Below are 17,778 nucleotides of genomic sequence, written 5' to 3'. Positions count from 1 at the left end.
AGCGAGGGCGTACTTATATTTTTGCCGCTGCCTCTCAGTGCGGCTGCCGGGGGCTTCCCGATCGATATTCGGCACTTAAGCCGTTAAATACTGTTGTCTTTGACTTATTTCTTCGCCAGTTCCTGGTTAATCATCCAGAGCTCCCGGCGTTCTTCGCTGCTTAAGCCGTGCGTGCGCTCGCGAGCTATCAACTCTTCCTGGCGCAGCTCAAGCATCGAATCAAACATATGGTTGAGCGAGTCGGTGAACGTTTTTTCTGCAATGTCCTTATCAGCTATATCGTCCCACATCGACAATTTTTCAAGGGTAGCGGCCTCTTTTGTGCCGCGATAATGTTCTAAAAGTTGTCCGGTGGTCAGACCTGGCTGAGACAAACACGTGTTGACCAGTTCTGAAAATAAGCCAAGCCCGGGCAATTTTTCGTGGTTCAAACCCGCCAGCGACGGCACCTGCGGCGCGAGCTCGGGGTTTTGTACCAGCAACCCTATCAGTATACGCATGGTTGTGCGTTTTAGCTGAGGCGCGGGGCGAACCGTGCCGTTTTCAGCCTGTTTAGGCATTAAACGTTCAAGCTGGCTGTCATCCAGAATGCCGAGCTTGTTGCCTAACTCCTGACGCAGATAGATGCGCAGCGTTTCGCCGGGCACCTGGCTGATTAACGGCAGCGCCAGCGTACTGAGCTGCGCGCGCCCGTCAGGGGTACTCAAATCAACCTGCGGCATCAGGCTGTTAAACAAAAACGTGGAGAGCGGCTGAGCCTGCTCCATCCGCGCTTCAAACGCCGCTTTGCCCTCTTTACGCACCAGCGTATCCGGGTCTTCACCGTCGGGCAGGAACATAAAGCGTAGCTGACGCCCGTCGGTCATATACGGCAGCGCGGTTTCCAGCGCTCGCCAGGCGGCGTCGCGTCCAGCGCGGTCACCGTCGTAACAGCAGATGACGTTGTTGGTCACCCTGAACAGCAGTTGAATATGATCGGCGGTGGTGGACGTACCTAGCGACGCAACCGCGTAGTTGATGTCGTACTGCGCCAGCGCAACGACGTCCATATAGCCTTCGACGACCAGAAGACGCGGAGGTTCCGCGTTATCCTGCTGCGCCTCATAAAGACCGTAAAGCTGACGGCCCTTATGGAAAATATCGGTTTCCGGAGAGTTGAGGTATTTCGGCAGGGCATCACCCAGCACGCGACCACCAAAACCAATCACCCGGCCACGCTTGTCGCGGATCGGGAACATCACCCGTTCACGGAAGCGATCGTAGCTTCGTCCCTGGTCGTTGGTGACCAGCATGCCTGCGTCGATGAGAGATTTACGATCTTCGCTATTGCCGCCAAAACGCTTTAACACGTTGTCCCAGCCGGGCGGGGCGTAACCAATAGCGAAACGCGCAATCACATCGTCGCTCAGTCCGCGCTTGTTCAGATACTGACGCGCAGGCTCAGCCGCAGAGTGCTTAAGAGACTGTTGGTAAAACGAATTCAGGCCATCCATCAGTTGATACAGCGTTTGCCGTTGATGGCGCTCGATCTGACTTGGCCCACTGCCTGCTTCATACGGCACTTCAAGGTTATGCATCGCCGCCAGCTCTTCGACGGTTTCAACGAACTCGAGCTTGTCGTAGTTCATCAAAAAATCGACGGCATTACCGTGTGCGCCACAGCCGAAGCAATGGTAAAACTGCTTTTCACCGTTTACGGTGAAGGAGGGGGTTTTTTCGTTATGGAACGGACAGCACGCATGGTAGTTCTTGCCCTGCTTTTTCAGCTTTACCCGCGCGTCGATGAGATCGACGATGTCGGTTCTGGCGAGCAGGTCATTGATGAAAACGCGTGGGATTCTTCCGGCCATATGCCCCAAAAATTTAAGCGACTTATAAACGAAAACAAGCCGCGCATTCCTTCCGGAAGCACGGCCTTACGACTACTACTCTGTCTGTCAATTGAGGGTGTTGACCCTCAAGAGATTAGTACAGACGAGTACGGCGTGCGTTTTCGCGAGCCAGTTTCTTCGCGTGACGTTTCACAGCGGAAGCTTTAGCGCGCTTACGTTCGGTCGTTGGTTTTTCATAAAACTCACGACGACGAACTTCAGCCAGAACACCTGCTTTCTCGCATGAACGTTTGAAGCGACGCAGTGCTACGTCGAACGGCTCGTTTTCACGTACTTTAATTACCGGCATGTAACTCTCACCTTTAATAAATTCGGTTTGCCGCTGGCATCAACGCCAGCTTATTTCAAAATGGTGCGGAATTTTACTGCAAATGCTGCTGCTTTGTAAAGCACCGATGCGATTTTGAAAGGGACTTTAATAAGGGTGAGGAGTATACACGAGCCTTCCTCCTGGGGCGAACAAAGTTTTACATCAACCCGCCCAGGCTCTACACTGCGCGGTATTGAAACGAGGTAAAACAAGTCATGCGTGTACTGGGTATTGAAACATCCTGCGATGAAACCGGCATCGCCATTTACGACGACGAAAAAGGGCTTCTGGCCAACCAGCTGTATAGTCAGGTGAAATTGCACGCTGACTACGGCGGCGTCGTGCCGGAACTGGCCTCTCGTGACCACGTGCGTAAAACGGTTCCCCTGATTCAGGCGGCGCTGAAAGAGGCCGGATTAAGCTCAACCGATATTGACGCCGTGGCCTATACCGCGGGGCCGGGCCTGGTCGGTGCGCTGCTGGTTGGCGCGACGGTTGGCCGGTCGCTGGCCTTCGCGTGGGATGTTCCGGCCATTCCGGTTCACCATATGGAAGGGCACCTTCTGGCACCTATGCTGGAAGAAAATCCGCCTGAATTCCCGTTTGTGGCGCTGCTGGTCTCGGGTGGGCATACCCAACTGATTAGCGTAACGGGCATTGGCAAGTACGAGCTGCTGGGCGAGTCGATCGACGATGCCGCCGGTGAAGCCTTCGACAAAACCGCCAAGCTGCTGGGTCTCGATTACCCGGGCGGCCCGATGCTCTCGAAAATGGCGTCACAGGGAACGGAAGGGCGCTTTGTCTTCCCGCGTCCGATGACCGACCGTCCGGGGCTGGATTTCAGCTTCTCCGGGCTGAAAACCTTCGCGGCGAATACCATCCGTAATAACGACGACAGCGAGCAGACCCGCGCCGATATCGCCCGCGCGTTTGAAGATGCGGTGGTGGACACGCTGATGATCAAGTGCAAGCGCGCGCTGGATCAGACCGGCTTTAAGCGTCTGGTGATGGCGGGCGGCGTCAGCGCTAACCGCACGCTGCGCGCGAAGCTCGCCGAGATGATGCAAAAGCGCCGCGGGGAAGTGTTCTACGCGCGTCCGGAATTCTGTACCGATAACGGCGCGATGATCGCTTACGCCGGAATGGTGCGCCTGAATGCGGGTGCAACGTCCGACCTGAGCGTGTCCGTGCGTCCGCGCTGGCCGCTGGCGGAACTGCCGGAGGCGTAATCCCCCTGACCCTCTCCCCACAGGGGAGAGGGAAATTTACAACTACATCCGCAGCATCCCTTTCTCTTCCAGAAACGCAATAATCGTCGCTAAACCGTCTCCCGCTTTAAGATTGGTAAACGTCCAGGGACGCTCGCCGCGCATGCGGTTAGTATCGCGCTCCATCACCTCCAGCGACGCCCCCACGTACGGCGCGAGGTCGGTTTTGTTTATCACCAAAAAGTCGGATTTGGTGATCCCCGGTCCGCCCTTGCGCGGAATTTTTTCCCCTTCGGCAACGTCGATCACATAGATGGTCAGATCCGCCAGCTCCGGGCTGAAGGTGGCGCTCAGGTTATCGCCGCCGCTTTCAACGAAGATCAGATCCAGATTGCCGAACTTCTCGCTCAACGCTTCCACCGCCGCCAGGTTCATTGAGGCATCTTCGCGGATGGCAGTATGCGGACAGCCGCCCGTCTCCACGCCCACGATGCGCTCCGGCTCCAGCGCGCCCGCCTCGGTGAGGATGCGCTGATCCTCTTTGGTGTAGATATCGTTGGTCACCACCGCCAGGTGATACGTGTTGCGCATTGCCTTGCAGAGCGCTTCCAGCAGCGCGGTTTTTCCCGACCCTACCGGGCCACCCACGCCCACGCGCAGGGGATGTTTGTAATCAGCCATGTTGACTCCTCAGGAACGGAATAGTCGTGAATATTGGGTTTCGTGGCGCGCGGAGGCGATGGCGGAGAGCGGCGTTGCTGCCCCCAGCGCGTCGTCGCGACGTAAAAATGCCTGTTCAAAACCAGCGGCGTAGTGGTCGCTCAGCTCGATAATCAGCTGCTGCGCGGCCTGTTGCCCAAACGGCACCAGCTTGACGCCCGCCATCACCGCGCTCTCAATCCAGCTGTAGCCGAGGCTCAGCGCCAGCTCATGCGCGCCAATGCCCCAGCGAACGCCAAGCCACGCCATGCCGCAGAGCTGGCTCTGCGCAAACAGCGACAGCCACTCTGCCGGGCAGTCCGGCTCCCAGCTTTTAACCAGACGGGTAAAGGCCGCCCCGCGGTTGCGCTCCTCTTCGCGCAGCTCGCGCGTTTCCCGGCAGGCGAGAAGGTATGCCGTCCAGCGTTTTGCACTTGTAAGATCGCTACGCTCACAGGCCTGATAAAGACGGATAAACAGCGGCAGATCGACGCAGAAAAAGCTCTGCTCCATCTGCTGAATTTGCCAGCGTTTAAAGGCCCCGGCGTCGGTTACCCAGCCCGCCTCAACGGCCCACTCCAGCCCCTGTGACCAGGTAAACGACCCGACCGGCAGGCTGCTGCTGGAGAGCTGCATCAGGCGCAGCCTCTGGCGGGCGTGCTCCATCAGCTCATCAGCGCCAGCAGGGCGGAGACGATCAGCCCGCCGCCGAAGGTTTTACGCAGGCCGTCGTGACGGCGAAGCAGCAGCCCTGCGGCGAAACTGGCGCACAGCATCGTGGCACTGGCGAACATAAAGCCGCTGGTGAAGAGCCAGAAGTTGTGGCCGGACATCTCCACGCCGTGCGCCCAGCCGTGGAACATCGCCAGGGCAGGCACCGCCAGCAGCAGACGGTTTTCAGTTTTAAACATCATCACGCCGGATACCGCCAGCGAGGCGATAATCAGCATCTCCATGCCGCTGAAGCCGCCGAGCAGGTTGCCCGCAATGGCGCCAACGAGCATCATGCCGAGGGTGGCAAACGGCAGCAGGAGCTTGCGGCCGCTCAGCGCCGAGAGCACGCCGGCGCCTGCTAACATCAGCAGGTGATCGAGCCCGGTTAGCGGGTGGAGAAAGCCGGCCTGAAAGCTGTCGGCACCGTGGCCGGGATGGGCGAGCGCCGGTACGGAAACGGCCAGCAGAAACAGCGGTAAATACTTGCGCATGAGGAGTCCTTAATGTGAATGAGCGTGAGAATGGCTGTGGCTGTGGGCATCGCTGGCGTACGCGCCCGCTTCCGGTTCAAATGGCAGGCTGGCGTAGGTTACGTCCAGCCCGAACTGGCGCAGCATGTTGTCGAGAACGTGGTCGTGGTGATAGCGAAGCTCGCCGGGTATGACCTGCAGCGGCACGTGGCGGTTGCCCAGGTGGTAGCAGGCGCGGGCCATCAGGAACGGGTCGGCGCAGCGCACCACGGAGACGGACTCAGCCGCTGCGATCACTTCGATCACCTCACTGCCGTCGTCGGTGGTCAGCAGGTCGCCCCCGCGCAGCAGCAGGCCGCGCGGCAGCATCAGCCCGGCTTCGCGCCCGTCGTTCAGCGACACGCGGGCACGGCTTTTCACCCGCACGTCAATCGGCAGCGTGACGCTGGCGGTGATCGGGTGCGCGTGGTCCAGGCGTTGGGTTAAATAGATCATCATCACTCCTCAAAACAGGAAATAGCGTTGCGCCATCGGCAGAACGTCGGCCGGTTCGCTGGTTATCAGTTCGCCGTCGACGCGCACCTCATAGGTTTGTGAGTCGACGGTGATGTTCGGCTGTAAACCGTTGTGGATCATGTCCGCCTTTTTCACCGTCCGGCAGCCTTTCACCACCGCGGTGGCGCTCTGCAGGTTGAGCTGCTGCGGGATGCCGTTCGCACTGGCGGCCTGCGAGATAAACGTCAGCCGTGTGGCGTGGCGCGCGGCGCCCAGCGATCCAAACATCGGACGATAATGCACCGGCTGCGGCGTTGGGATCGAGGCGTTGATATCACCCATTGGCGCACAGGCGATCATCCCGCCCTTGACGATGGTGGCGGGCTTGACGCCGAAGAACGCCGGGGACCAGACCACCAGATCCGCAAGCTTGCCCGCCTCAATCGAACCGACTTCGTGGGCGATGCCGTGGGTGAGCGCCGGGTTAATGGTGTACTTGGCGACATAGCGCTTCACGCGGAAGTTATCGTTCTCGCCCGTCTCTTCCGGCAGCGCGCCGCGCTGGACCTTCATGCGGTGTGCCACCTGCCAGGTGCGGATAATCACTTCCCCGACGCGGCCCATGGCCTGTGAATCTGACGAGGTGAGCGAGAACGCGCCGATGTCGTGCAGCACGTCTTCCGCGGCGATGGTTTCCCGGCGAATGCGCGATTCGGCAAACGCCACGTCCTCGGCGATATCCGGATCGAGGTGATGGCAGACCATCAGCATGTCGAGATGCTCGTCGATGGTGTTCACCGTGTAGGGCAGGGTCGGGTTGGTGGAGGAGGGCAGAATATTCGGGTGCGCGCAGGCGGTGATAATATCCGGCGCGTGGCCGCCGCCCGCGCCTTCGGTGTGGAAGGTGTGGATGGTGCGCCCGGCGATAGCCGCCAGCGTGTCTTCGACAAACCCGGACTCGTTCAGCGTGTCGCTGTGCAGCGCCACCTGAATATCCATCTCTTCCGCGACTTCCAGCGAGCAGTTGATCGCCGCGGGCGTCGCACCCCAGTCTTCGTGGATCTTCAGCCCGATGGCGCCGGCGGCAATCTGCTCGCGAAGGGCGTCCGGGTTGGAGCCGTTCCCCTTGCCGAGCAGGCCGATATTCACCGGCAGCGTATCGGCAGCCTGCAGCATGCGTGCGATATACCATGGCCCCGGCGTACAGGTGGTGGCGTTGGTGCCCGCCGCCGGTCCGGTGCCGCCGCCGATCATGGTGGTGACGCCGGAGACCAGCGCCTCTTCCGCCTGCTGCGGGCAGATCCAGTGGATGTGGGTGTCGATCCCGCCGGCGGTGACGATCTTCCCCTCGGCGGCAATCACTTCCGTTGCCGCGCCAATCGGGATCGTCACGCCAGGCTGAATGTCAGGGTTCCCGGCTTTACCGACGGCAAAGATCCTTCCGTTCTTCACGCCGATATCGGCCTTCACGATCCCCCAGTGATCGACGATCAGCGCATTAGTGAGAACCAGATCCACGCAGCCGTCCGCGGTCATCTGTCCCTGGCCCATGCCGTCGCGGATCACCTTCCCGCCGCCGAACTTGACCTCTTCGCCGTAGACCGTGAAATCGTCCTCCACTTCGATCCACAGCTCGCTGTCTGCAAGCCGGACCTTATCGCCGGTGGTGGGGCCGAACATGTCGGCATAGGCCTGGCGTGAAATGTCAGCCATGTTTCACCTCGCCCATCACCTCGCCGCGAAAGCCAAAAATGCGCTGCGCGCCCGTCACCTGAACCAGCGTCACTTCCCGCTTCTGGCCGGGTTCGAAGCGCACGGCAGTACCCGCCGGGATGTTCAGCCGATAGCCTTTGGTGGTTTCCCGGTCAAACTTCAGCGCCGGGTTGACCTCGTAAAAGTGGTAGTGCGAGCCGACCTGGATCGGCCTGTCGCCGTGGTTTTCGACAATCACGCTTTGGGTTTCTCGCCCGACGTTGATCGTAATAGTGCCGGGCTGGATCTGGTATTCACCTGGGATCATCACGCGCTCCTTAGACGATCGGGTTGTGGACGGTGACGAGCTTGGAACCGTCCGGGAAGGTGGCTTCCACCTGAATATCCGGGATCATTTCCGGGACGCCCTCCATCACCTGATCGCGCCTCAGGACGTGGCGGCCCGCCTCCATCAGCGAGGCGACGGTTTCGCCAACGCGGGCGCCTTCCATAATGAAGGCGCTGATCAGCGCGACCGATTCCGGGTAGTTGAGCTTTACCCCGCGCGCGAGGCGGCGTTCGGCAACCAGCGCGGCGGTGAACAGCAACAGCTTGTCTTTTTCTCTGGGAGTCAGTTCCATAACGTTTCTCTTATGTCTGCCAGATGCGCGGCGAACAGGCGGTTTTGGTTGTGAGAAGCGGGCGAAGCGATTGCCAGATGTCGCGCATCACCCGCTGGCAAATCAGGTTGTCGTGGGAGAGAAAACGCACCGACAGCAGGTCATCGGTAAGCGTCGCCCCGGCATAATTTTCCAGCGGGGCGAGCAGCGCGCGCACCGTGTCGAGATGTTCTTCCCGGGCCGGATAGAACAGCAGCGTGCCGATCCACGGATGCCCGCCGACGGGCGTGAGATCGCCGTTGCTAAGATGCTGGCGCTCAATCAGGCGCGGCCCGTCGTCGACCCAGATTTCAAGGCGGCTCTCCATCGTGCCGTGGCTGAAGGTCTCACCGATAACCGGGCGACCCAGACAGTACAGCTCCCACGCCAGCAGCGTGCTGGAGGCCTTCAGGTGAAAAACGGAGCGCAGCGCGGCGTTCGCGCCGGGGAAGATAATGGTGTCCTGCGGCAGCCACTCCAGCGTGGCGTCGTTATCAAGGTAAAAGTGCTGGCTCAGACGCGCCTGCGGGCCGCGGCTGCGGTAGAACTTGCTGGCGCCGGGCATGGTGATAAGCGCGTGGCTTTTGGCATCGAGCCGAACGGAAATGTCCAGCGTATCGCCCCCCACGACGCCGCCGGGAGGGTGCAGCAGGTAAAGGTGGCACGTTTCCCCTTCAGGGTAAAACGGCCGCTGAACCGTAAGCGGCCCGACGTGGTGAGCGGAGTGCAGGAGGGTTTTCTCAGGGGCGTGACAAAACTGCAGGGCAAGCGACGCCTGCCAGCCTTTATAAGTATTATCAGTGACCTGAGCTGCTAACATGCTGCATCCATCTGCTCACCATCGGGGTCGTTTCAGTATGCCCTGGCGGAAATGAAGGCTGTCATATGAGTCGCTTATGGATAGAGGAAATAAAAAAGCACGGCCCGGGGCCGTGCTCAGCGTGAAGCATGACGATCCTATTTCAGGTGTTCATGCAATGCTGCACCTGCCTGCTCAAGGGCGACTTTAACCGTCGGCTCCTGGCTCAGCGGGTTAAGCAGGCCGTAGTCGTGGATCATGCCGTTATAGCGCGTGACGGTCACCGGGACGCCAGCTGCATCCAGTTTACGCCCGAATGCTTCACCTTCATCCCGCAGAACGTCCAGCTCAGCTGTCTGAATCAGCGTTTCCGGGAAGCCTTTCAACTGTGCACTCGTGGCGCGAAGCGGAGAGGCAAGGATATTGTTGCGATCGGCAGCGCTGGTGGTGTAGTTATCCCAGAACCATTTCATCATGTTTTTTGACAGGAAATAGCCATTTTCGAACTGGTTATACGAGGCAGTATCAAAGTTCGCATCGGTAACCGGCCAGAGCATGACGTTGTAGCGAATCTTTGGCCCATTGAACTGTTTGGCCTGCAGCGCCACCGAAGCCACCATGTTGCCGCCCACGCTGTTACCCACCAGACCCAGACGGCTACCGTCCACGCCGATTTCCTGGCCGTGCTCGGCTACCCATTTTGTCGCCTCATAGGCCTGATTGATTGCTACCGGGAAATGGGCTTCAGGTGACGGGGTGTAATCAACGTAAACCGCTGCGGCGCCTGATGCGCGAACCAGATCGCGGATCAAGCGTTCGTGGGTTGGGTAATCACCCAGCACCCAACCGCCACCGTGGAAGAACATAAAGACGGGGAGCGCGCCGCTGGCGTTTTCAGGTTTCACTATTTTCAGTTTTATGGCCTGGCCATTTACCTGGATCGTTTTCTCAGAAACCTGAGCGGGCGGCAGTTTGGCACCTTGCTGTGCGCCGATCAGTACCTGGCGGGCCTCCTGCGGGGTCATCTGTTCCATCGGTTTCCCTTTGCCAGAGTTCAGGACATTAAGAAACGCCTGCACGCCTGCGGTCGGGGCCGGAGTATTGATGGTTTGGGCGGATGCCGCTGCTGACGCGAAGACGGAAGAAACGAGAATGGCGGTTAATGTTTTCATAGTGGTACCTCTTTTAACGTATTTGATTGGATATATAAGTAGCGCGCTATTTAGTTGTTGGTGTAATACTTGCGCACAAGATACTTTTGGTCAAACATTATTTATAATTTTTTTTAGACAACAGATTCAGGTAGATAGAAAAATGAAAGAAAACAAAACATTAGATGATTTGCTGTGTTTCTCGCTGTACTCGGTAACCAATGCCTTCGTGCGCCAGTACCGCCCCCTGCTGCAGGAGATGGAGCTGACCTATCCGCAATTTGTTGTTTTGATGGCTCTTTATGAGAAAGACAACATCCCACTTCGCGATCTCAGCGATAAGACCTATTTTGATTCAGGCACATTGACCCCGCTGGTTCAGAAGCTTGAGGCAAAAGAATTCCTCAACCGTATCGCGGTTGTGGGGGATGAAAGGATGAAAAATGTCGTACTGACCGCTAAGGCGAAAGAACTAAAAAAACGGGTGATGGCGCTGCCGGACCAGATTCGCTGCAGTATGCGGATGAGTGATGATGAGCTTGAGATGCTAAAAAAACTCTCGCGGACGCTGCTCGACGATTTGTAAAAAACCTTCGGTGGGGGGTGAACCCACCGAAGCGATGTGTCGTTACCGGTAGTCCTCCGCATCCACGTCATAGCCGGACGGCTCCCAGCGGATCGCCAGCAGCGACGCCAGGCCGATAAACGGCGCCAGCGCAATCACCCAGAACACGGCAGTGTCGAGAGACGCAACCAGCAGCGGGAACAGGAACAGCGACAGCGTGGAGCTGCTGCGCATCAGCGTCTGGTTGAGGCCTACGCCCACGCCGCGCAGCGAGGTCGGGTAGCTCAGCGAGGCGAACGTCATGGTATGCGCGCCCGGGCCAAATCCCTGGCCGAACAGGAACAGCGCCAGCATCGCGACGGCGAGCACGCCTTCAGAAGCGCCTTCAGGGCGGCCAATCAGCGCCAGGCCCAGCAGCGCCACAAGCTGGCAGGCGTAACCCGCCAGCGACATCCGCCAGGCGCCGAAGCGCGGCACGTAGCGTACCGCCAGCAGTCCGCCGACGAAGGCAAACAGCAGGTTAAGCACCAGTGAAATGAGAATGGTGGTGAGCATCGACTGCACAAAGAAGCTGGAGATGATAACCGGCAGGCCAAACGCCACGGCGTTATAGGCAAACGACGAGACGACGGAAAGCAGCGTGGCGAGCGTCGTGCGGCGTAAGTATATGCCCCGGAACAGGTTCAGATAGTTCGACCATTTCGCTTTATTCACTACAGGTGCAGGCTGGCTGAGCGCATCCTGCGGCACGTGGGCATTGATGTTATAGGACTGGCGTAAAATCGACGCCGCCTCCTTCAGGTTGCCCTGATTCGCCGCCCAGACCGGAGATTCGCTCATATAGCGGCTGCGGATGGCGATAATCACCAGCGCGGGCACCGCGCCAAAGCCGAGAATCAAACGCCACAGCCAGTCGCTGTGGCTTTCCGGCAGTGCGGCGTAGAAGAACAGCACCAGCAGGTAGGAGACGCTGATGGCGGCATACCAGGTGGGGCACCACATCGCGACGCTGGAGGCCTTATTTCCCGGGCCTTTCAGCCTGGCGAACTCACTCAGGAACGCCATCGCCACGGGAAGATCGATCCCCACGCCGAGCCCCATCACGAAGCGGGCGCCCGCGAGCACATATTCGTTCGGGGCCAGCGCGCAGGCGATGGCTGCCACTACGAAGAACACCATATCAGCCATAAAAACGCGGTAGCGCCCGATTTTATCCGTGAGGTAACCGCCGAGCAGCGCCCCGACGATAGCGCCAAAGGTAATGGCCGAAGCCACCATACCGGTACCGGCGGGCGTCAGGTTAAACTCGCGGGTGATGTCTTTAATGCCGAACGCCAGCGCGCCCAGATCGTAGGCGTCGAGGAAAATCCCGCCCAGCGCGATACCCACCACGATACGGGCGTTGGCCCGGCCCTGTGAGCCGTCATTAACGAGACGGGATACATCCGATGCACTGCGCACCCACTGAATGTCGCCATCAGAGGGGATCCCTGCCGTTGAAAGGGGAGTTGAATCTGTGATTTCTGCCATTTTTCTTTTTGTGTGGTTGTGTTGTGTCTCTAACAGTTACCACAGGCAGAAGGTGACCAAAATCACATTTGGTTATAAGGCATAACGAACGCTTTATTTAGCGTCTTTCTTCTTGCGCTTGAGCTTAGTCCAGATCTTGGTTTCCTGACGACGCCACAGGCGCTGAATATTGTCGTGATGGCGCAGCAGGATCAGGCAGGAAAGCATTGACACCGGGAAGGTGAACTGGGGTTTGAACCACCAGACATAGAACGGAGCGATCAGCGCGCTGACGATAGCGCCCAGCGACGAGTAGCCGCTCAGAAGAATGGTGAGCAGCCACGTCCCGGCCATTACGCCGGTGAGATCCCAGCCGATAGGTGCAATCGCACCGAAGGCCGTCGCAACGCCTTTTCCGCCTTTAAAACCAAAGAAAACGGGCCAGATATGGCCGACGCAGGCGGCGATGGCGATAAGACCGAGCCAGAAAGGCGTAACGCCCAGCGCATAGGCGCCCCAGACGGGTAGCATCCCTTTCAGAACATCAAAAATCAAAACCGCTACGGCTGCTCCCTTGCCGCCAATTCGAAGCACGTTGGTCGCTCCCGGATTCCCGGAACCACTTTCACGCGGGTCAGGTAACCCGGCAATGCGGCAGACCAGAATGGCGCTGGAGATTGAGCCGCAAAGATAGGCGAGGAGGATCATTCCAGGCGCGATTGCACTCATAACGCTGTTCCGTTTTGAAAATGTATCTGTATTCTCAGCATCTGTGGATAATACGCATAATTCGCCGGAAGTGGTATCCGGTTTAGCCAAAAAGCAGGCAGGTCGTGATGGATATTGTATTTATAGAGCAACTTTCGGTAATCACCACAATTGGTGTTTACGACTGGGAACAGACCATCGAGCAGAAACTGGTGTTCGATATCGAAATGGGATGGGATAACCGCAAATCGGCAAAAAGCGATGACGTGAATGACTGTCTGAGCTATGCCGACATCAGCGAAGCGGTCATCGGCCACGTGGAAGGACAACGTTTTGCGCTGGTGGAACGCGTGGCGGAGGAGGTGGCGGAACTGCTGCTGACCAAATTCAACTCACCGTGGGTACGCATCAAGCTGAGCAAGCCGGGTGCGGTCGCGCGCGCGGCCAATGTGGGCGTGATTATCGAGCGTGGCACAAATCTGAAAGGAAAGATTTAACGTCATAATTGCTAAACCATTTTAGGTTATATCGGTCTTAAAGCTGTATCTTTCACGGTTGTCCGCGTGGACACCGTTTTTTATATCTTTTTTTAGGGGTTTATAGATGAGCGATATGCACTCGCTGCTGGTGGCGGCAATACTGGGTGTGGTCGAAGGATTGACGGAGTTTTTGCCGGTTTCCAGTACGGGCCATATGATTATCGTTGGCCATCTGCTGGGCTTTGAAGGCGATACCGCAAAGACGTTTGAGGTGGTGATTCAGCTGGGCTCGATTCTGGCGGTGGTGGTGATGTTCTGGCGCCGTCTGTTTGGCCTGATCGGCATTCATTTTGGCCGGCTGCCGCAGCGCGAAGGTGAGGGCAAAGGCCGCCTGACGCTGATTCATATCCTGCTCGGGATGGTCCCGGCGGTGGTGCTGGGGCTGGTATTCCACGACACCATTAAATCGCTGTTTAACCCGATTAACGTCATGTACGCGCTGGTGGTGGGCGGCTTCCTGCTGATTGCCGCGGAAGTGCTGAAGCCAAAAACCCCGCGTGCGGAAGGTCTGGACGATATGACCTATCGCCAGGCGTTTATGATTGGCTGCTTCCAGTGTCTGGCGCTGTGGCCGGGCTTCTCCCGTTCAGGTGCGACCATTTCAGGCGGGATGCTGATGGGCGTAAGCCGTTACGCGGCTTCCGAGTTTTCGTTCCTGCTGGCGGTGCCGATGATGATGGGCGCCACCGTGCTTGATGTCTATAAAAGCTATCACTTCCTGACGGCTGGCGACATTCCGATGTTCGCCGTCGGCTTCATCACCGCGTTTATCGTGGCGCTGATTGCCATCAAAACCTTCCTGCAGCTGATTAAGCGTATCTCGTTCATTCCGTTCGCGATCTACCGCTTTATCGTCGCTGCTGCGGTGTACGTGGTCTTCTTCTGATGACGGGTTGCCCTCACTCTTTCGGCTGAGGGCAACGTTTTTCCTTCCACGCCGCTACTGCATCAATCCGGCGTTTCGTCAGCTCCTCGCGAATCTCCGGGCCTTTAAACCCTGCCTCAACCACATCTTTCGTTGGCACCGCTTTTGCGACTTCCCACGCTTCGCGCAGCAAACGCCCCTGCGGGTAATCGGACGCTTCAAACCCGGTACGGCCGCGAACGTCGGCTTCACTGGTTAGCGCAATCTGCTCGACGCGCTGCGGCTTGCGCCAGGCGTCGATATTATCGAACAGCTTCACGATGGTGGCGGGCTTCAGGATCGGGAAGGTGTGGATCAGGTCATGGAACTCGGCCACCAGTTTCGCCAGGTCACGGATCTCGTTCGGCACGCGCAGGCGCAGGCATAGTCCCTCGACCAGCTTCACCCCTGCCGGGCCGTGCCCGTGGTGGCGTGGCCAGAACTCTTTCGGCGTTAAGCCTTTGCCGAGATCGTGGCACAGGGTGGAAAAGCGCACGTCCACGTCAGGGCTAAGCATGGCGGCCATGCTCAGGGTCATCAGCGTGTGCACGCCGGTATCAATTTCCGGGTGCCATTTCGCCGGCGCGGGGACGCCAAACAGCGCGTCGATTTCCGGGAACAGCACCTTCAGCGCGCCGCAGTCGCGCAGGACCTGGAAAAAGACCTGCGGGTTGCGGGTGGTGAGGGCATTTTCCGTCTCTTTCCAGACGCGCTCCGGCGTCAGGTGTTCCAGTTCTCCCGCCTCGGTCATGGCCGTCATCAACGCCATCGTCTCATCGGCAATACGGAAGCTCAGATGGGCGTAACGCGCGGCAAAACGCGCCACGCGCAGAACGCGGAGCGGATCTTCAGAAAATGCCGGGGAGACGTGACGCAAAAGACGGTCGCGCAGGTCATCCTGCCCGCCGTAGGCGTCAATGATATGGCCGTTTTCGTCCTGGGCCAGGGCGTTAATGGTGAGATCGCGGCGAAGCAAATCCTGCTCGAGCGTCACATCCGGCGCGGCGTAGCAGGTGAAGCCCGTATAGCCGGAACCGGATTTCCGCTCGGTACGCGCCAGGGCGTACTCTTCCCGGCTTTTCGGGTGCAGAAACACGGGAAAATCGCGGCCTACCTGCTGGTAGCCCGCGTCGAGCATCTCTTCCGGGGTGGCGCCCACCACCACCCAGTCTTTATCTTTGACCGGCAGACCTAACAACGCATCACGTACCGCACCACCGACCAGATAACTCTTCACGCCCAACACTCCCGTTTTCTCTTTTCGCAAGATAATACGTAAGTCTGGCAGAGAAGACGAATTAGTTCATCCAGCGGTCTTTACGCTTACGGCTTGGGATCAGATGCGGCAGGACCAGGCCCAGCACCAGACCTACGCCCAGTACGCCGCCGCCATACATAAACCACTGCATGATAATGGTGCGCTGTTTGTCATCAAGCTGCAGGTTCGCGGCGTTCACTTTTTTCTGAGCGACGATCAGCTCGTTTTTGAGCTTTTGATTCTCTTCTTTAAGACCGTTGATCACGCCGTCGCTCTGCGCCACTTTCTGCTGCATTTCGGCGGTGCGCTGGTTCCAGGTCCCGTCGATGTTGTTCAGCTTGTCGGTCAGCGTCTTCACCTGGTTTTCCAGGTCCGGCACGCGGGTGCGCAGGCTTGGCACGGTGCTCAGCTCTTTCATCGGGATCCAGGAGGTACGGCCGGAACTGTCGCGAACCTGACCGTAATTGGTCTCCGCGTTGGTCTGTAACAGGGTGACTTCCTCGCCGGCATTCACCGTACCCACGAGGCGATAATTATCTCCGGGGCCACTGCGTACCCAGGTGTTCAGTTCGTCAGAAACGTAACGCTTCTCTTCAGCGTGCACTGCGGTTGCGGCGCTAAAAGCGAGTAAAGTAAGTCCAATCAGGCGTAATTTAAGCATCATTAGTCGTTATTTTCATAAATAGTGGAACGATAGTAGTGGCAACAGTGTCTCTACGCAAAGCATTCGTCAGCAATCAGAATCATCTGTGTCACGACTCTACACATTTACGCCCGACAAATTGCTCATTGCATGGCAATTTGGCGCAAAATACTATGTACTGACAAATAAATGGCGAGGAAGTTCGCCCTCATTGACGCGTCTGTGACGCCCGCAAAAGTACAAGGCTATGGCTCAGGAAATCGAATTAAAATTTATCGTCGAAAAAGACAGCGTTGACGCGCTCCGTCAGCATCTGAATACGCTCTCCGGCGAGCACCATGAACCCGTACAGTTGCTCAACATCTACTACGAAACGCCGGACAACTGGCTGCGCAACCACGATATGGGGCTGCGCATCCGCGGCGCACACGGGCGCTACGAGATGACGATGAAAATCGCCGGCCGCGTGGTCGGCGGTTTGCATCAGCGCCCGGAATATAATATCGACATCAGTAAGCCAGAACTTGAGCTGGAACGTTTCCCGGCGGAAGTCTGGCCGGAAGGCGAACTGCCCGCCACGCTGGCAACACAGGTGCAGCCGCTGTTCAGCACCGATTTCGCTCGCGAGAAATGGCTGGTGACGGAAGGCAAGAGCCGCATTGAGATCGCGCTGGATTTAGGCGAGGTGAAGGCGGGTGAGAGCCTGGAACCGATCTGTGAGCTGGAGCTGGAACTTCTTGAAGGGGAGGCGAGCGATGTGCTGAAGCTGGCGCGTAAGCTGGTAAGTCAGCCGGGGTTACGTCAGGGCAGCCTGAGCAAAGCGGCGCGCGGCTACCACCTGGCTGCCGGAAATGCGCCACGCGTGCTGCGAGAGACCCCTATTCTGCGCGTCGTGCCGAAAGCCAGCATTGAACAGGGCATGGAAGCGGCGCTGGAGCTGGCGCTTTCTCAGTGGCAGTACCACGAGGAGCTGTGGGCGCGTAACGTGAAAAATGCCAAAAAACAGGTGCTGGCCGCTATTGGCCTGGTGCGTCATACCCTGACGCTGTTTGGCGGTATCGTACCGCGTAAAGCAAGCGCTCACTTACGCGATCTGCTGACCCAAACCGAGACGCTGCTGCTTTCCGACGTATCGGCGCAAACCGCGCTTTACAGCCCGCAAAATGCCGCGGCAAAACTGGCGTTGACCGAATTTCTGGTGACGCGCGGCTGGCGCACCTTCCTGGATGCAAAAGCGCAGACCAAAATCGCGGATAACTTCAAACGCTTCGCGGATATCCATCTTTCCCGCCACGCCGCCGAGTTGAGAACCACCTTCGCACACCCGCTGGGCGATCAGTATGGCGATCAGCTTCCCCGTCTGGCGCGTAACATCGACAGTATGTTGCTGCTGTCCGGTGCGTATGAGGGCGTGAAGGCGCAGGCCTGGCTGGAGAACTGGCAGGGACTTAAGCATGCCATTGAGACCCGTCAGCAGATTGAGATCGAGCATTTCCGCAACGAGGCCATTTCGCAGGATCCGTACTGGCTGCACAGCGGAAAACGTTAATTCTGGCAAGGAAC

20 protein-coding genes are annotated in these 17,778 nt (G+C 58.2%); 5 read left to right on the top strand and 15 right to left on the bottom strand.

Annotated features, from left to right (window positions below; all coding sequences use genetic code 11):
* Nucleotides 1-104 precede the first annotated feature (104 nt).
* Nucleotides 105-1,850 carry a DNA primase gene (gene dnaG / locus HBM95_19675; protein ID NIH45129.1) on the bottom strand — a complete coding sequence of 582 codons (1,746 nt, stop codon included), beginning with the start codon at nucleotides 1,848-1,850 and terminating at the stop codon, nucleotides 105-107.
* Nucleotides 1,851-1,965: 115 nt separating this feature from the next.
* Entirely contained in the window at nucleotides 1,966-2,181 is a 216-nt protein-coding gene (gene rpsU, locus HBM95_19670) for a 30S ribosomal protein S21 (protein NIH45128.1), read from the bottom strand.
* A gap of 236 nt (nucleotides 2,182-2,417) precedes the next feature.
* Here rpsU and tsaD point away from each other — a divergent pair, with 236 nt between their 5' ends.
* Nucleotides 2,418-3,431 carry a tRNA (adenosine(37)-N6)-threonylcarbamoyltransferase complex transferase subunit TsaD gene (gene tsaD / locus HBM95_19665; GenBank protein ID NIH45127.1) on the top strand — a complete coding sequence of 338 codons (1,014 nt, stop codon included), beginning with the start codon at nucleotides 2,418-2,420 and terminating at the stop codon, nucleotides 3,429-3,431.
* 42 nt (nucleotides 3,432-3,473) lie between these two features.
* Here the strand turns inward: tsaD and ureG are convergent, their stop codons facing one another.
* From ureG to HBM95_19620, 9 genes are all read right to left on the bottom strand, one after another.
* Complete coding sequence (gene ureG, locus HBM95_19660) at nucleotides 3,474-4,091, bottom strand: urease accessory protein UreG (GenBank protein ID NIH45126.1); 618 nt, start codon at nucleotides 4,089-4,091, stop codon at nucleotides 3,474-3,476.
* A gap of 9 nt (nucleotides 4,092-4,100) precedes the next feature.
* Nucleotides 4,101-4,775 (bottom strand): urease accessory protein UreF, encoded by a 675-nt coding sequence (locus HBM95_19655; GenBank protein ID NIH45125.1) that lies wholly within the window; start codon nucleotides 4,773-4,775, stop codon nucleotides 4,101-4,103.
* Nucleotides 4,775-5,314, bottom strand: coding sequence for an urease accessory protein UreJ (locus HBM95_19650; protein ID NIH45124.1), 540 nt, complete (start codon nucleotides 5,312-5,314; stop codon nucleotides 4,775-4,777). The genes HBM95_19655 and HBM95_19650 overlap by 1 nt, the downstream gene beginning before the upstream one ends.
* Before the next feature lie 9 nt (nucleotides 5,315-5,323).
* Entirely contained in the window at nucleotides 5,324-5,788 is a 465-nt protein-coding gene (gene ureE / locus HBM95_19645; protein ID NIH45123.1) for an urease accessory protein UreE, read from the bottom strand.
* Nucleotides 5,789-5,797: 9 nt separating this feature from the next.
* Nucleotides 5,798-7,501, bottom strand: a complete 1,704-nt coding sequence (ureC, locus tag HBM95_19640) for an urease subunit alpha (protein NIH45122.1) — start codon at nucleotides 7,499-7,501, stop codon at nucleotides 5,798-5,800.
* A complete protein-coding gene (locus HBM95_19635) occupies nucleotides 7,494-7,808 on the bottom strand; it encodes an urease subunit beta (GenBank protein ID NIH45121.1) in 315 nt (104 codons plus the stop codon). The genes ureC and HBM95_19635 overlap by 8 nt, the downstream gene beginning before the upstream one ends.
* A 10-nt stretch (nucleotides 7,809-7,818) precedes the next feature.
* Nucleotides 7,819-8,121 (bottom strand): urease subunit gamma, encoded by a 303-nt coding sequence (ureA, locus tag HBM95_19630; GenBank protein ID NIH45120.1) that lies wholly within the window; start codon nucleotides 8,119-8,121, stop codon nucleotides 7,819-7,821.
* 10 nt (nucleotides 8,122-8,131) lie between these two features.
* Nucleotides 8,132-8,959 carry an urease accessory protein UreD gene (locus tag HBM95_19625; protein NIH45119.1) on the bottom strand — a complete coding sequence of 276 codons (828 nt, stop codon included), beginning with the start codon at nucleotides 8,957-8,959 and terminating at the stop codon, nucleotides 8,132-8,134.
* 137 nt (nucleotides 8,960-9,096) lie between these two features.
* Entirely contained in the window at nucleotides 9,097-10,110 is a 1,014-nt protein-coding gene (locus tag HBM95_19620) for an alpha/beta hydrolase (GenBank protein ID NIH45118.1), read from the bottom strand.
* 142 nt (nucleotides 10,111-10,252) lie between these two features.
* Between HBM95_19620 and HBM95_19615 the strand changes: the two genes are divergently transcribed.
* Nucleotides 10,253-10,675: a MarR family transcriptional regulator gene (locus tag HBM95_19615; protein ID NIH45117.1), complete on the top strand. Its 423-nt coding sequence runs from the start codon at nucleotides 10,253-10,255 to the stop codon at nucleotides 10,673-10,675.
* Nucleotides 10,676-10,717: 42 nt separating this feature from the next.
* On the opposite strand, the gene HBM95_19610 is transcribed toward HBM95_19615, so the two are convergent.
* Complete coding sequence (locus HBM95_19610; protein ID NIH45116.1) at nucleotides 10,718-12,184, bottom strand: MFS transporter; 1,467 nt, start codon at nucleotides 12,182-12,184, stop codon at nucleotides 10,718-10,720.
* A gap of 93 nt (nucleotides 12,185-12,277) precedes the next feature.
* On the bottom strand, nucleotides 12,278-12,892 hold the full coding sequence (gene plsY, locus HBM95_19605) for a glycerol-3-phosphate 1-O-acyltransferase PlsY (GenBank protein NIH45115.1): 615 nt from the start codon (nucleotides 12,890-12,892) through the stop codon (nucleotides 12,278-12,280).
* A gap of 107 nt (nucleotides 12,893-12,999) precedes the next feature.
* Between plsY and folB the strand changes: the two genes are divergently transcribed.
* Both folB and bacA read left to right on the top strand, forming a co-directional pair.
* Nucleotides 13,000-13,368, top strand: a complete 369-nt coding sequence (gene folB, locus HBM95_19600; protein NIH45114.1) for a bifunctional dihydroneopterin aldolase/7,8-dihydroneopterin epimerase — start codon at nucleotides 13,000-13,002, stop codon at nucleotides 13,366-13,368.
* A 106-nt stretch (nucleotides 13,369-13,474) separates the two neighbouring features.
* Entirely contained in the window at nucleotides 13,475-14,296 is an 822-nt protein-coding gene (gene bacA, locus HBM95_19595) for an undecaprenyl-diphosphate phosphatase (protein NIH45113.1), read from the top strand.
* Between the two features lie 13 nt (nucleotides 14,297-14,309).
* On the opposite strand, the gene HBM95_19590 is transcribed toward bacA, so the two are convergent.
* Nucleotides 14,310-15,551, bottom strand: a complete 1,242-nt coding sequence (locus tag HBM95_19590; protein NIH45112.1) for a multifunctional CCA addition/repair protein — start codon at nucleotides 15,549-15,551, stop codon at nucleotides 14,310-14,312.
* A gap of 61 nt (nucleotides 15,552-15,612) precedes the next feature.
* On the bottom strand, nucleotides 15,613-16,233 hold the full coding sequence (locus HBM95_19585) for an SH3 domain-containing protein (protein NIH45111.1): 621 nt from the start codon (nucleotides 16,231-16,233) through the stop codon (nucleotides 15,613-15,615).
* Between the two features lie 229 nt (nucleotides 16,234-16,462).
* On the opposite strand from HBM95_19585, the gene HBM95_19580 reads away from it, so the two are divergent.
* Nucleotides 16,463-17,764, top strand: a complete 1,302-nt coding sequence (locus HBM95_19580) for an inorganic triphosphatase (protein ID NIH45110.1) — start codon at nucleotides 16,463-16,465, stop codon at nucleotides 17,762-17,764.
* The last annotated feature ends 14 nt before the right edge of the window (nucleotides 17,765-17,778 follow it).

Source organism: Enterobacter asburiae (genome assembly GCA_011754535.1).
Lineage (GTDB): Bacteria > Pseudomonadota > Gammaproteobacteria > Enterobacterales > Enterobacteriaceae > Enterobacter > Enterobacter cloacae_N.
Note: the sequence above shows the minus strand (reverse complement) of the source record. Positions and strands in the feature narration are given on the sequence as shown.

Bases quoted from the DNA above. Each gene is read 5' to 3' on its own strand.
- HBM95_19625 (NIH45119.1), bottom strand. From the start codon at position 8,959: ATGTTAGCAGCTCAGGTCACTGATAATACTTATAAAGGCTGGCAGGCG.
- ureA (NIH45120.1), bottom strand. From the start codon at position 8,121: ATGGAACTGACTCCCAGAGAAAAAGACAAGCTGTTGCTGTTCACCGCC.
- HBM95_19650 (NIH45124.1), bottom strand. From the start codon at position 5,314: ATGCGCAAGTATTTACCGCTGTTTCTGCTGGCCGTTTCCGTACCGGCG.
- folB (NIH45114.1), top strand. From the start codon at position 13,000: ATGGATATTGTATTTATAGAGCAACTTTCGGTAATCACCACAATTGGT.
- ureE (NIH45123.1), bottom strand. From the start codon at position 5,788: ATGATCTATTTAACCCAACGCCTGGACCACGCGCACCCGATCACCGCC.
- tsaD (NIH45127.1), top strand. From the start codon at position 2,418: ATGCGTGTACTGGGTATTGAAACATCCTGCGATGAAACCGGCATCGCC.
- HBM95_19655 (NIH45125.1), bottom strand. From the start codon at position 4,775: ATGGAGCACGCCCGCCAGAGGCTGCGCCTGATGCAGCTCTCCAGCAGC.
- HBM95_19615 (NIH45117.1), top strand. From the start codon at position 10,253: ATGAAAGAAAACAAAACATTAGATGATTTGCTGTGTTTCTCGCTGTAC.
- ureC (NIH45122.1), bottom strand. From the start codon at position 7,501: ATGGCTGACATTTCACGCCAGGCCTATGCCGACATGTTCGGCCCCACC.
- HBM95_19620 (NIH45118.1), bottom strand. From the start codon at position 10,110: ATGAAAACATTAACCGCCATTCTCGTTTCTTCCGTCTTCGCGTCAGCA.
- ureG (NIH45126.1), bottom strand. From the start codon at position 4,091: ATGGCTGATTACAAACATCCCCTGCGCGTGGGCGTGGGTGGCCCGGTA.
- HBM95_19585 (NIH45111.1), bottom strand. From the start codon at position 16,233: ATGCTTAAATTACGCCTGATTGGACTTACTTTACTCGCTTTTAGCGCC.
- HBM95_19610 (NIH45116.1), bottom strand. From the start codon at position 12,184: ATGGCAGAAATCACAGATTCAACTCCCCTTTCAACGGCAGGGATCCCC.
- rpsU (NIH45128.1), bottom strand. From the start codon at position 2,181: ATGCCGGTAATTAAAGTACGTGAAAACGAGCCGTTCGACGTAGCACTG.
- dnaG (NIH45129.1), bottom strand. From the start codon at position 1,850: ATGGCCGGAAGAATCCCACGCGTTTTCATCAATGACCTGCTCGCCAGA.
- bacA (NIH45113.1), top strand. From the start codon at position 13,475: ATGAGCGATATGCACTCGCTGCTGGTGGCGGCAATACTGGGTGTGGTC.
- plsY (NIH45115.1), bottom strand. From the start codon at position 12,892: ATGAGTGCAATCGCGCCTGGAATGATCCTCCTCGCCTATCTTTGCGGC.
- HBM95_19580 (NIH45110.1), top strand. From the start codon at position 16,463: ATGGCTCAGGAAATCGAATTAAAATTTATCGTCGAAAAAGACAGCGTT.
- HBM95_19635 (NIH45121.1), bottom strand. From the start codon at position 7,808: ATGATCCCAGGTGAATACCAGATCCAGCCCGGCACTATTACGATCAAC.